The sequence below is a fragment of the Streptomyces sp. genome (genome assembly GCF_050698815.1).
Taxonomy (GTDB): Bacteria; Actinomycetota; Actinomycetes; order Streptomycetales; family Streptomycetaceae; genus Streptomyces.
The window spans coordinates 1-13,790 of record NZ_JBOHCV010000319.1; the positions used below are offsets into that span (position 1 = coordinate 1).

General features: G+C 72.1%; 11 protein-coding genes and 1 pseudogene. 6 read left to right on the forward strand and 6 right to left on the reverse strand.

Going from position 1 to position 13,790, the window contains the following annotated elements:
• Positions 1 to 202 (forward strand): annotated as a pseudogene (locus ACRDP3_RS11650) (cytochrome P450); the annotation flags it as partial.
• 8 nt (positions 203 to 210) lie between these two features.
• Here the strand turns inward: ACRDP3_RS11650 and ACRDP3_RS11655 are convergent.
• Positions 211 to 2,082 carry an AMP-dependent synthetase/ligase gene (locus tag ACRDP3_RS11655; RefSeq protein ID WP_431516815.1) on the reverse strand — a complete coding sequence of 624 codons (1,872 nt, stop codon included), beginning with the start codon at positions 2,080 to 2,082 and terminating at the stop codon, positions 211 to 213.
• Between the two features lie 137 nt (positions 2,083 to 2,219).
• Here ACRDP3_RS11655 and ACRDP3_RS11660 point away from each other — a divergent pair, with 137 nt between their 5' ends.
• A complete protein-coding gene (locus ACRDP3_RS11660) occupies positions 2,220 to 3,020 on the forward strand; it encodes a MerR family transcriptional regulator (RefSeq protein WP_431516816.1) in 801 nt (266 codons plus the stop codon).
• Here ACRDP3_RS11660 and ACRDP3_RS11665 read toward each other — a convergent pair.
• From ACRDP3_RS11665 to ACRDP3_RS11685, 5 genes are read right to left on the reverse strand one after another with little or no spacing between them, the layout of a single operon-like run.
• The gene (locus tag ACRDP3_RS11665; RefSeq protein ID WP_431516817.1) at positions 3,010 to 5,199 is read right to left on the reverse strand and encodes a 3-hydroxyacyl-CoA dehydrogenase NAD-binding domain-containing protein; all 2,190 of its coding nucleotides are present in this window, start codon (positions 5,197 to 5,199) and stop codon (positions 3,010 to 3,012) included. The two genes, ACRDP3_RS11660 and ACRDP3_RS11665, sit on opposite strands and share 11 nt — an antisense overlap.
• Positions 5,200 to 5,258: 59 nt before the next feature.
• On the reverse strand, positions 5,259 to 6,473 hold the full coding sequence (locus ACRDP3_RS11670) for an acetyl-CoA C-acetyltransferase (RefSeq protein WP_431516818.1): 1,215 nt from the start codon (positions 6,471 to 6,473) through the stop codon (positions 5,259 to 5,261).
• 56 nt (positions 6,474 to 6,529) lie between these two features.
• Positions 6,530 to 7,672: an acyl-CoA dehydrogenase family protein gene (locus tag ACRDP3_RS11675; RefSeq protein WP_431516819.1), complete on the reverse strand. Its 1,143-nt coding sequence runs from the start codon at positions 7,670 to 7,672 to the stop codon at positions 6,530 to 6,532.
• A 15-nt stretch (positions 7,673 to 7,687) separates the two neighbouring features.
• Complete coding sequence (locus ACRDP3_RS11680) at positions 7,688 to 8,713, reverse strand: LLM class F420-dependent oxidoreductase (protein WP_431516820.1); 1,026 nt, start codon at positions 8,711 to 8,713, stop codon at positions 7,688 to 7,690.
• Positions 8,710 to 9,921, reverse strand: coding sequence for a CaiB/BaiF CoA transferase family protein (locus tag ACRDP3_RS11685; protein WP_431516821.1), 1,212 nt, complete (start codon positions 9,919 to 9,921; stop codon positions 8,710 to 8,712). The genes ACRDP3_RS11680 and ACRDP3_RS11685 overlap by 4 nt, the downstream gene beginning before the upstream one ends.
• Positions 9,922 to 10,214: 293 nt before the next feature.
• On the opposite strand from ACRDP3_RS11685, the gene ACRDP3_RS11690 reads away from it, so the two are divergent.
• The 4 genes from ACRDP3_RS11690 to ACRDP3_RS11705 all read left to right on the forward strand — a co-directional run.
• The gene (locus ACRDP3_RS11690; protein WP_431516822.1) at positions 10,215 to 11,117 is read left to right on the forward strand and encodes an SIS domain-containing protein; all 903 of its coding nucleotides are present in this window, start codon (positions 10,215 to 10,217) and stop codon (positions 11,115 to 11,117) included.
• A gap of 55 nt (positions 11,118 to 11,172) precedes the next feature.
• The gene (locus ACRDP3_RS11695) at positions 11,173 to 12,033 is read left to right on the forward strand and encodes a class II fructose-bisphosphate aldolase (RefSeq protein WP_431516823.1); all 861 of its coding nucleotides are present in this window, start codon (positions 11,173 to 11,175) and stop codon (positions 12,031 to 12,033) included.
• Entirely contained in the window at positions 12,030 to 12,830 is an 801-nt protein-coding gene (locus tag ACRDP3_RS11700; RefSeq protein WP_431516824.1) for a DeoR/GlpR family DNA-binding transcription regulator, read from the forward strand. The genes ACRDP3_RS11695 and ACRDP3_RS11700 overlap by 4 nt, the downstream gene beginning before the upstream one ends.
• Before the next feature lie 102 nt (positions 12,831 to 12,932).
• On the forward strand, positions 12,933 to 13,790 hold an 858-nt coding region (locus ACRDP3_RS11705), incomplete at its 3' end, for a CoA transferase (RefSeq protein ID WP_431516825.1).

Consider the following 13,790-nt stretch of genomic DNA (forward strand, 5'->3'; position numbering starts at 1 on the left):
CCAGCTCGCGCTCGTCCGGGCGGGGGAGGCGAGCTGGGAGGGCGTCATCGAGGAGACCCTGCGCTGGAACGCGCCGACCACGCACGTCCTGATCCGCTTCGCGACCGAGGACGTGCCGGTCGGTGACTCGGTCATCGGAGCGGGCGAGGCGGTGATCGTCGCCTACGGCGCCATCGGCCGCGACGAGGCACAGCACGGCCCGCGAGTTCTCTACGGCTCGTACAGCTCGTCGATGACGGAACCGTACTTGTCACGTACGACCCGGCGGCGCAGCTTCAGAGACGGCGTCAACTCACCGGTCTGCGGGCCCCATTCCTCGCTGAGCAGGCGGTACCGCTTGACCTGCTCGGTGCGGTTGAGGCGAGCGTTGGCCGCCGCCACGGCGCGGTCGATCTCGGCGAGGACCGTGGAGTGGCCGGCCAGTGCCGCGAGGTCCGCGTCCAGGCCTCGGGCCGCCGCCCACGCGGGTGCCAGCTCCCCGTCCAGCACCAGCAGCGCGACGAGGTGGGACCGGCCGTCGCCGTGTACGAACGCCTGGCCGATGAGGGGATGTTCCTTGAGCGTGTTCTCGACGAGCGCGGGCGAGACGTTCTTGCCCGTGGAGGTCACGATCATCTCCTTCTTGCGGTCGGTCAGCCAGAGGAAGCCGTCCTCGTCGAGGCGCCCGATGTCGCCCGTCGCGAACCACCCCTCCTCGTCCGTCACCGGCTCCACCGACCCGTCGGCCCGCAGATAGCCGTCGACGACGGTGCGGCCGCGCACCTCGATCTCGCCGTCGGAGGCCGTGCGCAGCTCCACTCCCTCCAGCGGCCTGCCCACCGAGCCCAGCCGGAAGGCCGCCGGGCTGTTGGTGGTGGCGACGCCGACCGTCTCCGTCAGACCCCAGGCATCCATGATCACGATGCCGAAACCGGCCCAGAAGCGCACCACGTCCATCGGCATCGGCGCGGACGCGCTCGCCGTCCACACCAGCCGCTCGAATCCGGCCATGGCCAGGAGGGGGTCGAGCACGTCACGCTTGGCGCGCTCGTAGGAAGCGGCCAATCCGGGGGGCGGCCGCTCGCCGCGTTCACGGTGGCCGACGTACGCGCGGGCCACGTCCCCGGCCTCCTCGACCGCCGCTCGCCGCTCGTCCGGGAGGTGCGCCAGGGCGGCCCGTACGGAGGCGGCCAGCTTCTCCCACACCCGCGGCACGCCGAAGAACTGCGCCGGGTGCAGCTCCCTCGCCGTCGCCGCCACCTGCCCGGGGTCCTCGCACAGGTGGACGTGCGAGGCACGGAGGACCGGCAGATAGATGCCGAGCATCCGCTCGGCGATGTGCGCGAAGGGCAGGTAGCAGATGTGCTCGACGTGGTCGGGCAGTTCGACCACGCGGTCCAGGGCGAGGCCGTTGAGTACGACGTTGCGGTGGGAGACGACGACGCCTTTGGGGTCTCCGGTGGTGCCGGAGGTGTAGACGACGGTGACCGGGTCGCCGGCCGCCGCCGCCCGCCACGTCCGTTCGAAGACCTCCTGGTCGTACGGGCGGGCCACCTGGGCGAACGGGATGTGCTGTCCGGCCTGTCCGGGCTGTCCGGCCTGTCCCGCCCGCTCCTCGTGATCCGGCTCCACCACGACCAGGCGGAGCGGCAGCGGCTCCCAGGCCGCTACCTCCGCCGCTCCCCCGACCACGGCGAGCCGGGCGCGGCTGTGCCGGACGATGTGGGCGATCTGGCCGGGCGCGGCGGTGCCGTAAACGGAGACCGGGACAGCGCCGAGATGGACGAGGGCGAGGTCGGTCAGCCAGTGTTCGGGGCGGTTGCCCATCATCATCAGGACGTGGTCTCCGCGCCCGACGCCGAGGGCGGTGAAACCGGCGGCGAGCCGGGCGACCCGGTCCCGTGCCTGGCTCCAGGTCAGGGTGGTCCACCCGGGGCGGCCGGCGGCGGCGTCGGTGCCTCCGCCGGCGTCGGGGCCACTCCCGGTGTCCGTACGCCAGGACAGGGCGGGCAGGTCGCCGTGGTCCTCGGCGTTGCGCAACAGCAGGTCGGGGACGGTCAGTTCGGCGGGGTCTGCGGCAGGGAGCCGAAGGATGGCGGTCATGGCGGCCTCCGAACGGGGCGGCGGATATACCGGGCCTGGAAGTCCTTCCCGGGGGTATTGCAATACACGACTGGTGAGACAGCAATACTGTTGAACACAATGGGCTGGGCGAACGGCACGGAGAGAGGCGCGGTCGAATGGAGCAGCGGCAGCGGGCGGACCAGGGCGGCGACGGCCGGCCGGACAGCCTGACCGTGGAGCAGCTCGCCGCCCGGGCGGGCGTCACCGTCCGTACGGTCCGCTTCTACAGCACCCGCGGCCTGCTGCCGCCGCCCACCATCGGCCCGCGCCGGGTGGGCCGCTACGGGCCGGATCACCTCTCCCGGCTGGCGCTGATCGAGGAACTGCAGAACCAGGGCATGACGCTCTCGGCGATCGAGCGCTATCTCCAGCGGCTGCCGGACGACATCAGCCCGCACGACCTGGCCATCCACCGCGCCATGGTCACCTCCTGGATGCCCGACACCGTCGATGAGGCGACCCGGGACCAGCTGGAGGGACGGGTCGGCCGGGAACTGACGGACGACGACCTCCAGCGGCTGGCGGCGATGGACGTGCTGACGGCGACGGAGGACCCGGCCGTCTTCCGGGTCGACCCCGGGCTGCTGCACCTGGGGGTGCGGCTGCTGGACGTGCCGATCACCCAGGAGACGATCCTCGCCGCCCGCGAGGTGATGCTGGAGCACTCCCGCTCGGCGGCGCGTGAGCTGAGCCGCCTGTTCCGGGACGAGGTGTGGCGGCCGTACCGGGAGCGGGAGGCGGACCCGGAGCAGCTGGAGCGGATGAAGTCGCTGTCGGCGCACATGCAGCCGATGGTGGTGCAGGCGCTGATGACCGCGTTCCAGCGGTCGATGAAGGAGGAGCTGCGGGGCGCGTTCGCGAAGGAGCGCGCCCCGCACTCCGCCGACCAGGACGGGGCCGGCGGGATCAGTCCTTGAAGACCTCGCCCCGCTCCGCCTTGTCCGCCAGCAGCGCCGGTACGGCGAACCGGTCGCCGTAGCGCTCCCTCAGTTCCCGGGCGCGGGCCACGAAGCCGGTGAGCCCGCCCTCGTAGCCGTTCACGTACTGGATCACGCCGCCGGTCCAGGGCGGGAAGCCGATGCCCATGATGGAGCCGATGTTGGCGTCGGCCACCGAGGTGAGGACGCCTTCCTCGAAGAGCCGCACGGTGTCCAGCGCCTCGGCGAAGAGCATCCGCTCCTGCATGTCCGTGAAGGGGATGCCGTGGTCTGCTGTGCCGTTCGGGGGTCCGAAGTGCTCGCGCAGGCCCGGCCACAGCTTGCCGCGCTTGCCGTCCTCGCCGTAGTCGTAGAAGCCCGCGCCGCCGCTGCGGCCCGTACGCCCGAACTCGTCGACCATCCGGTCGATGACCGCGTCCGCGGGGTGCGGCGCCCAGGTGACGCCCTCGGCCTCCAGCGCCCGTCGCGACTCGTCGCGGATCTTGCGGGGCAGGGTGAGGGTCAGTTCGTCCATCAGGGAGAGCACCTTGGCCGGGTAGCCGGCCTGGGCCGCGGCCTGCTCGACGGTGGCGGGGTCCACGCCCTCACCGAGCAGGGCGACGCCCTCGTTGATGAAGTGGCCGATGACGCGCGAGGTGAAGAAGCCTCGGGAGTCGTTGACGACGATGGGCGTCTTCTTGATCTGCTGCACCAGGTCGAAGGCGCGGGCCAGCGCCTCGTCCCCGGTCCCGCCGCCCTTGATGATCTCCACCAGCGGCATCTTGTCGACGGGCGAGAAGAAGTGCAGCCCGATGAAGTCCGCCTCGCGCGTGACGCCTTCGGCGAGGGCGGTGATGGGGAGCGTGGAGGTGTTGGAGCACAGCAGCGCGTCGGGCTCGACGATGTCCTGGATCTCCTGGAAGACCTTGTGCTTGAGCGCGGGGTCCTCGAAGACCGCCTCGATGACGGCGTCACAGCCCGCCACGGCCTGGGGGTCGGCGGCCGGGGTGATACGGGCCAGCAGCGCGTCCCGCTTCTCCTCGGTCGTACGGCCGCGCGCGAGCGCCTTCTCCAGCAGACCGGCCGAGTAGCTCTTGCCCTTCTCGGCGGCCTCCAGGGAGACGTCCTTGAGTACGACCTCGATCCCGGCCTTGGCGCAGGAGTAGGCGATGCCGGCGCCCATCATGCCGGCGCCGAGCACGGCGACCTTGCGTACGGGACGCGGCTCGATGCCCTGCGGGCGGCTGCGGCCGGCGTTGACGGCCTGCAGGTCGAAGAAGAACGCCTGGATCATGTTCTTCGAGATCTGGCCGGTGACCAGCTCCACGAAGTAACGGGCCTCGATGATCTGGGCGTTGTCGAAGTCGACCTGGGAGCCCTCGACGGCGGCGGCCAGGATGTTGCGCTGCGCCGGGTAGGGGGCGCCGCTGATCTGCTTGGCCAGGTTCGCGGGGAAGGCGGGCAGGTTGGCGGCGAACTTCGGGTGGGACGGGGTGCCGCCCGGGATCTTGTAGCCCTTGACGTCCCAGGGCTGCTGCGATGCGGGGTTGGCGTCGATGAAGGCGTGGGCGGCGGCCAGCATGGCCTCCTCGCTGTCCACGACCTCGTGCACGAGGCCCTTCTCCTTCGCCTTGGCGGGGAAGTACTGCTGCCCCTGGAGGAGCACGTTCAGCAGCGCGTCGGTGATGCCCAGCAGCCGGACGCTGCGGGTGACGCCGCCGCCCGCCGGGAGCAGCCCGAGCGTGGACTCCGGGCAGCCGATCTTGGAGCCCTTGGCGTCGAGGGCGACGCGGTGGTGGCAGGCCAGCGCGATCTCGAAACCGCCGCCGAGCGCCGCGCCGTTGACCGCGGCGACGACCGGCTTGCCGAGGGTTTCGATGCGGCGCAGGTCACGCTTGATCGCCATGCTCGACTCGAAGACCTCCTCGGCGTCCTCGGGCCGGGCGCGGATGAGGTCGTTGAGATCGCCGCCGGCGAAGAAGGTCTTCTTGGCGGAGGTGACGATGACGCCGCGGACGTTGCCCGCCTCGTTCTCGGTCTCGAGACGGTCGGCGATCACGCGGAGCGATGCCTTGAACGCCGCGTTCATGGTGTTGGCGGACTGGTCGGGGTCGTCCAGTACGAGGGTGACGACGCCGGTGTCGTCCTGTTCCCAGCGGATGGTCGTGGACTCGGGCATGGTGAGTGCTTCTCCGTACGTGAGGGCGGGGCCGGGGGCCGTGTCGGGGCGGTGCCGGGTCAGAGCCGTTCGATGACGGTGGCGCTGCCCATGCCGCCGCCGACGCACAGCGTGGCCAGGCCGTAGCGCAGGTCGCGGCGCTCCAGTTCGTCGACGAGGGTGCCCAGCAGCATCGCGCCGGTGGCGCCGAGCGGGTGGCCCATGGCGATGGCGCCGCCGTTGACGTTGACCTTCTCCAGCGGCAGGTCCATGTCCTTGGCGAACCGCAGCACGACGGCCGCGAACGCCTCGTTCATCTCGACCAGGTCCATGTCCGCCGCCGTCAGGCCGGCCTTGGCGAGGGCCTTCTTCGAAGCGGGCGCGGGGCCGGTGAGCATGATGGTCGGGTCGGCGCCGGAGACGGCGGCGGAGACGATACGGGCGCGGGGGCGCAGCCCGTAGCGCTCGCCGACCTCCGCGTTGCCGATGGCGGTCAGGGCGCTGCCGTCGACGATGCCGGAGGAGTTGCCCGCGTGGTGGACGTGGTCGATCTCCTCCACCCAGTGGTACTTCTGCAGCGCGACCGCGTCGAAGCCGCCCAGCTCGCCGATGTCGGCGAAGGAGGGCTTCAGGCCGGCGAGGGAGTCGGCGGTGGTGCCGGGCCGGATGTGTTCGTCACGGTCGAGAACGACGAGGCCGTTGCGGTCGGTGACGGGGACGACGGAGCGGTCGAAGCGCCCGTCCTTCCACGCCTCGGTGGCCAGTTCCTGGGACCGGGCCGCGTACTCGTCGACGTCACGCCGGGAGAAGCCCTCGATGGTCGCGATGAGGTCGGCGCCGATGCCCTGCGGCACGAAGCCGGTCTCGAAGCTGGTCATCGGGTCCATGGCCCAGGCGCCGCCGTCGCTGCCCATCTTCACCCGGGACATGGACTCGACACCGCCCGCCAGGACGAGGTCCTCCCAGCCCGAACGTACCTTCGCCGCCGCGAGGTTGACCGCCTCCAGGCCGGAGGCGCAGAAGCGGTTCTCCTGCACGCCGGCGACGGTGTCGGGCAGCCCTGCGGCGATCGCGGCGGTCTTGGCGATGTCAGAGCCCTGGTCGCCCAGCGGGCTGACGACGCCGAGCACGACGTCGTCGATGGCCGCGGGGTCCAGGCCGGGGAAGCGGCGGCGCATCTCGTGGATGAGGCCGACGATGAGGTCGATGGGCTTGGTGCCGTGCAGGGCACCGTTGGCCTTTCCACGCCCGCGCGGGGTGCGGATGGCTTCGTAGAGATACGCTTCGGTGCTCACGATCAGCAGCCTTTCGGTGCGTACGGGGAGTACGGGTCGGGTGCGGGGCGGGCGGCTCAGCCCAGGATCGAGCGGCCGATGATCTCCTTCATGATCTCGGTCGTGCCGCCGTAGATGGTCTGGATGCGTCCGTCCGTGAAGGCGCGGGCGATGGGGTATTCGTTCATGTAGCCGTAGCCGCCGTGCAGTTGGAGACAGCGGTCGGTGACGCGTTTTTGCAGCTCCGTCGCCCACCACTTGGCCATGGACGCGTGCACCGCGTCCAGTTCGCCCTTCGCGTGGTCCTCGATGCAGCGGTCGAGGAAACTGCGGGTGACGGCGCACTCGGTGGCCATCTCGGCGATCTCGAAGCGGATGTGCTGGAGTTTGGCGAGCGGCCGCCCGAACGCCTCGCGTTCCTTGACGTAGTGCGTCGTCAGCTCCAGCACGTGCTCGGCCGCGGCGATGCCCGTGACGGCGATGGCCATCCGCTCCTGGGCCAGGTTGGTCATCAAGTGCCCGAAGGCGCCGTTGAGTTCGCCGAGCAGGTTCTCCTTGGGCACGCGGACGTCGGTGAAGAACAGCTCGGCCGTGTCCTGAGCCTTCAGACCGATCTTGTCGAGGTTGCGGCCGCGTTCGAAGCCCGCCATGCCGCGCTCGACGACGAGCAGGCTGAGCCCCTTCGCGCCGCCTTCCGGCTTCGTCCTGGCGACCACGACGACGAGGTCGGAGATGATGCCGTTGGAGATGAAGGTCTTGGCGCCGTTGAGCACCCAGTGGTCGCCCTTGTCCTCGGCGCTCGTTCGGATGCCCTGCAGGTCGGAGCCGGCGCCCGGCTCGGTCATGGCGATGGCGGTGATGATCTCGCCCGAGCAGAAGCCGGGCAGCCAGCGGCGCTTCTGCTCAGCGGTGCACAGCGAGGTCAGATAGGGGCCGACCATGTCGTTGTGCAGGCTCAGGGCGAGGCCGGAGGCGCCCGCGCGGGTGCACTCCTCGCCGAGCACGGCGGCGTAGCGGAAGTCCTCCACTCCCCCGCCGCCGTACTCCTCGGGCACCGCGAGCCCGAGCAGGCCCTGCCGGCCGGCCGCCAGCCAGACGTCGCGGGAGACGATGCCGTCCCGCTCCCACTGCTCGTGGTGGGGTGCGACCTCCTTGGCGAGGAAGGTGCGGACGGTCTGCCGGAACGCTTCGTGGTCCTCGGTGAAGATCTGGCGCTTCATGATGGTGGATGCTCCTTAGAGCCAGCTCTTGACCTGTGCGATGAGCCTGGCCGGGTCGGGTCCGACGGGGGTGACGTTGAGCATGGTGACCCCGGCCTCGCGGAACGCCTCGATACGTTCGCGCACGTAGCCCTCGGGACCGCAGAGAGAGACCAGCTCGCAGAACTCGGCCGGCACGGCGGCCTCGGCCTCCCGTTTCCTTCCCGCGAGGTAGAGGTCCTGCACCTTCTCGGCGGCCTCCTCATAACCGTACGCGCGGGCCACGTCGTTGTAGAAGTTCTTGCCCTTGGCCCCCATGCCGCCGATGTAGAGGGCGATGAGGGGGCGCACGGATTCCCGTATTTCCGCCGCGTCCGGGCCGATGGCCAGCAGCGTGCCCGCGGAGATCTCCAGCGGGCCGCGCTCCGGTGCGCGCTTGGCCGTCCCGTCGGCCAGCGCGGCGCCCCACACGTCCTTGGCCTTCTCGGGTACGAACAGGTGCGGCAGCCAGCCGTCCGCGATCTCGGCGGTCATCCTGACGTTGGCCGGGCCCAGCGCCGCGACGTAGAGGGGGATCTCCGCGCGCACGGGGTGGTTGAGCATCTTCAGCGGCTTGCCCAGCCTGCCGCCCTTCTCCGCTGGCAGCGGCATGTCGGTGATGCCGTGGTGCTCGATGATCTCGCGGCGCCAGATGCGGCGGCACAGCTCGATCGTCTCGCGGGTACGGCCCAGCGGCTTGTCGTACGGCATGCCGTGCCAGCCCTCGATCATCTGCGGCCCGGAGGCGCCCAGGCCGAGCAGGGCGCGCCCCTCGGAGAGGACGTCGAGGCCGGCGCCGGTCTGGGCGATGAGGGCCGGGGTGCGGGAGTAGACGTTGAGGATGGCGGCGCCGATCTGCATCCGCTCGGTGCGGGCGGCGAGATAGCCCATGACGGTGGGCGAGTCGAAGCCGTACGCCTCCGCGACCCAGACCGCGTCGAGGCCGGCGGCCTCCAGCTTCGCGACCTCGTCGGCGGCGGTGCGGGGGTTGTCGGCGTACTGGAGCGGGGTGGCGATCTTCATGCGTCACTGTCCTTGGCGGGGTCGGATGCGGGCGCGGAAGCCGGGGTGGAAGCGGAAGCAGGCGCGGGAGCGGGGGCCGGCTCGGCGAGGGCGGGCAGGTCCCAGTCCCGTGCCACCCCGGCGGCGTCCGCGCCGGGCAGCGCGGGCGGCCGGGTGACGGCGGTGGGCGTGCCGGAGAAGCGGGGCGCGGGGGCCGGCTGGGTGATGCCCCCGTGTTCGACGAAGGTGCGGCGGGCCGCCAGATGCGGGTGCCGGGGCGCCTCGCCGAGGGAGAGCACGGGCGCGACGCAGGCGTCGGAGTCCTGGAAGACCTCGTCCCACTCCGCCCGCGTACGGGTCTTGAAGCGGGCGGCGACGGCGGCCCGCAGCTCCGCCCAGGCGCCCGGCTCCTCGCGGTCCGGCGCCTCGTCCTCGATGCCGAGCAGGCGGACGAACTCGGCGTAGAAGCGTGGTTCCAGTGCGCCGACGGCCATGAAACCGCCGTCCGCCGTTTCGTAGGTGCCGTAGAAGGGGGCGCCGCCGTCCAGCAGGTTCGCCCCGCGCCGGTCCTGCCAGCCGCCGGCCGCCAGCATGCCGTGGATCATGGTGGTCAGGTGGCTGGTGCCGTCCACGATCGCGGCGTCGACGACCTGCCCGGCGCCGTCCTCGGCGCGCGCGTGCTGGAGCGCGGCGAGCACGCCGATCACCAGATAGAGCGAACCGCCGGCGTAGTCGCCCAGCAGATTGGCCGCGGCGTAGGGCGGTCCCTCGGCGGGACCGGTCATGCCGAGTGCTCCGGTGAGCGCGATGTAGCCGATGTCGTGTCCGGCGCGCTGGGCGAGCGGCCCGTCCTGGCCCCAGCCGGTCATGCGTCCGTAGACGAGCCGGGGGTTGCGGGCCAGGCAGGCGTCAGGGCCGACACCGAGGCGTTCGGCGACGCCCGGGCGGTTGCCCTCGAGCAGGACGTCGGCCCGCTCGACGAGGTCGAGTACGGCCGCGACACCGCGTTCGTCCTTCAGGTCGAGGATGACGGAGCGCTTGTTCCGGTTGGTGATGTCGCAGGCGGGGTCGATGCCCAGCACAGGCCCGCCGGGCCGGTCGACGCGCACGACGTCCGCGCCGAGATCGGCGAGAAGCATCGCCGCGAACGGCCCGGGTCCGATCCCGGCCAGCTCCACGACGCGCACCCCGTCGAGCGGGCCCGCCGCGTTCCGCGCTGCCGTTGCCATCAAGCCCCCAGCCATGTGACACAACTGATGTAACACCAAGAATGCTAAGAACGCGTTCCACTTTCCACAAGCCGACGGCGGCGACGGACCACCCACGGCGGCAGTGGCGTATGCCACACAAGGCCACCACGAGGCGACCACGACCGCAGGAGGCCCGCGGGGCGGCCGTCCGATCGCCGCCGGCCACTCCACCGCCTCCCGCGCGACTCTGTGCGTAATATTGCTTGCGGTGAAGCTCAATCTTGCAGCTTCACGCATCAGCTTTCCAGCGACGCACGGAGAGGCGGGGTCCCGTGAGCGAGACGGCGACGCACATGGAGCGGGAGCTGCGCAGCCAGCCCGACACCTGGCGGTCCGCGGTCCGGCAGGCCGCGGCCGGACCGCCGCTGCCCCGGACCGGGCAGCGGGTGGCGGTCGTCGGGTGCGGGACCTCGTGGTTCATGGCCCAGTCTTTCGCCGCCCTGCGCGAGGGGGCGGGGCTGGGGGTGACGGACGCGTTCGCCGCGTCGGAGGCGCCGCTCGGGACCGAGCGGGGGTACGACGTCGTCCTGGCCATCACCCGCTCCGGGACCACGACCGAGGTGCTGCGGCTGCTCGACGCGCTGCGGGGGCGCATCCCCACGGTCACCGTGCTCGGCGATCCGGACACCCCGGCCGCCGAACTCTCCGACGAGACGGTGGCGTTGCCCTTCGCCGACGAACGCTCGGTAGTGCAGACCCGCTTCGCCACGACCGCGCTCGCCCTGCTCCGCGCGCACCTGGGCGAGGACCTCTCGGGCGCGGTGCGGGACGCGGAGGAGGCGCTGACCCTGCCCGTACGGCAGGAGTGGCTGGACGCCGGGCAGTTCACCTTTCTGGGCACCGGCTGGAGCGTCGGGCTGGCGCACGAAGCGGCGCTGAAGATGCGGGAGGCGGCGCAGAGCTGGACAGAGTCCTATCCGGCCATGGAGTACCGGCACGGTCCGGTGGCCATCGCCGCGCCCGGGCGCGTCAGCTGGCTCTTCGGTCCCGCTCCGGACGGGCTGGAGCAGGAGGTGACGCGCACCGGCGCCACGTTCGTCCGGCACGAGGGGCGCGACCCGCTGGCGGAGCTGGTGCTGGTGCAGCGGGTGGCACTGGAGCGGGCCCGTGCCCGCGGCCTGGACCCGGACAACCCGCGCGGCCTGACCCGTTCGGTCCTACTCGACCCCTCCTGAGCCGCCCCTCCTCCTCGCCCCCTCCAGACCGGGAACCAGACCGGGAAGGTGCCGCATGCCCCTCGTCCCCACCTCCTCCATCGTCGATGCCGCCCGCGCGGCGGGCGGCGGCGCGCCGGCCTTCAACGTCGTACACCTGGAGACCGCCGAGGCGCTCGTCACCGCCGCCGAGCGCGCCGGCGTCCCGCTCATCCTCCAGATCAGCGAGAACTGCGTCCGCTATCACGGCAGCCTGCTGCCCCTGCTCCGTGCCACCCTCGCCCTGGCGGAGGCGACCGAGGCCGGGATCTCCGTCCACCTGGACCACATCACCGACCCCGCTCTGCTGCGCGAGGGCGTCGCGGCGGGGGTCCGCTCGGTGATGATCGACGCCTCCGCGCTGCCGTACGAGGAGAACGCCGCCACCACCGCGGATCTCACCGCCTGGTGCCACGAGCGGGAGGTCTACGTCGAGGCGGAACTGGGAGAGGTCGGCGGCAAGGACGGCGTGCACGCTCCCGGTGCCCGTACGGACCCGGAGGAGGCCCGCGCCTTCGTGGGCGCGACGGGGGTCGACGCCCTCGCGGTCGCCGTCGGCTCCTCCCACGCCATGCGGGAGCGGACAGCCGTGCTGGACAAGGACCTGATCCGGGCGCTGCGGCGGGCACTTCCCGTGCCGCTGGTACTGCACGGTTCCTCGGGCGTGCCGGACGAGGAGCTGCGGGCGGCGATCTCCGCCGGCCTGACGAAGATCAACATCTCCACGCATCTGGTGTCGGTCTTCACCGACGAGGTGCGGCAGGTGCTGACGGAACGTCCGACGCTCATCGACTCCCGCAAGTACCTGGGTCCCGCCCGGGACGCCGTGACGCGGGAGGCGGCGCGACTGGCGGTGCTGCTGGGCGCGGGCGGCTCGGCGGGTTCGGCGACGCCGTGAAACGCCACGAGCGGCTGAACGCGCTGCTGGAGCTGCTCGGCGAGCGCGGGCGGCTCGACGTGGAGGGCGCCGCCACCGCCCTGGAGGTGTCGGCGGCGACCATGCGCCGCGACATGGACACCCTCGCCGAGCAGCAGTTGCTCACCCGCACCCGGGGCGGCGCGGTGATCGGCTCCGTCACCTACGACCTGCCGATCCGCTACAAGCACGGTCCCCACGCGACGGCCAAACGGGCGTTGGCGGAGGCCGCGGCGGGGCTGGTCGGGCGGGGTGACGTCGTCGGCCTCAGCGGCGGCACCACGACGACCGAGATCGCCCGCGCGCTGGCCACCCGCCCGGAGTTCGCGGAGCCCGGCCCGTCGGCAGCCCAGCTGACGATCGTGACCAACTCACTCAACATCGCCCATGAGCTGGCCGTGCGCCCGCAGTTCAAGACCGTGCTGACCGGCGGCGTGGCCCACTCCCGTTCCTTCGAACTGACCGGCCCCTTCAGCGAACTGGTGCTGCGCCGGCTCACCCTGGACATCGCCTTCATCGGGGTGAACGGCATCGACGCGGAGTCGGGCGGCATGGTCCACGACGAGGCGGAGGCGATGACCAACCGGCTGATGGCCCAGCGCGCGGCGCGGGCCGTGGTGGTCGCGGACTCCTCCAAGGTCGGCGTCCGCTGCTTCGCCCGGATCGGTGACGCGGACGTCTTCGACACCTTCCTCACCGACGGCCGGCTGAGCGAGGCCGCGCGGCGGGAGTTCGCCGAGCGGGGGCTGCCGGTGGTGATCCCCGGGACGGCGGGCTGACGCGGTCACAGCGGCGCCGCCTCCCGCCGCCGCAGGCCGGCCGCCGCGTCGCCGGACCCCGATTGCGGCCGGACGCCGGACGCCGGGTGCAGAATGCGCATCATGGAACGATCTTCACCAACAACGGTCGGCGTGTACGGGTCAGCTACGGGCGATGACGGGCCGGCCCGGGCCGCCGCCGACCTGCCCGGCACCGCGCACGCCTGGGCCGCCCTCGAAGGCGACCGGGCCCTGCTCGGACGGGTCTCCTGCACGCTGCGTCCAGGCCTGCTTCCGGCCCGGCTGCCCGTGCTGGAGCTGGCCCGCTCGACCGTCGCGGTGTGCTCGCTGGCCGCGGCGGAGCTGTCGTCCACACGTACAGGTGGCTCCGACGTACCGCCCGTACGGGTGGACGACGGCGCGGTGGCCACCTCGTTCGCCAGCGAGCGGCATCTGACGGCCGACGGCCGCGCCCGGGTCGCCTTCGCCCCCTTCTCCCGCTTCTGGCGCACCGCCGACGGCTGGCTGCGCACCCATGCCAACTACGCGCACCACCGCGCCAGGCTGCTGTCCGCACTCGGCGTCGCGGAGCAAGGCCGCGGGGACACGGCACTCGCCGACGCCGTTTCGGCGGAGCTGGCGCAGCGCACCGCGGCCGAGGTCGAGGAGACCGTCTACGCGGCCGGCGGTCTCGCCGTCGCCGTCCGCGCACCGGAGGAGTGGGCACGGCACCCACAGGGCGCGGAGGCCGCAGCCCGCCCGCTGCTCAGCACCGGGCGACTGGACCAGGCGCCGCCCCTCCCGCTGCCGGAACTGGTGGGCCGCGGCGCCCTGCACGGCCTGCGCGTACTGGACCTCACCCGGGTCATCGCCGGGCCGGTCGCCACCCGCACGCTGGCGCTGTTCGGCGCCGACGTGCTGCGTGTCGACGCCCCGCAGCTGCCGGAGAGCCTCGACACGCACGCCGACACGGGCCTGGGC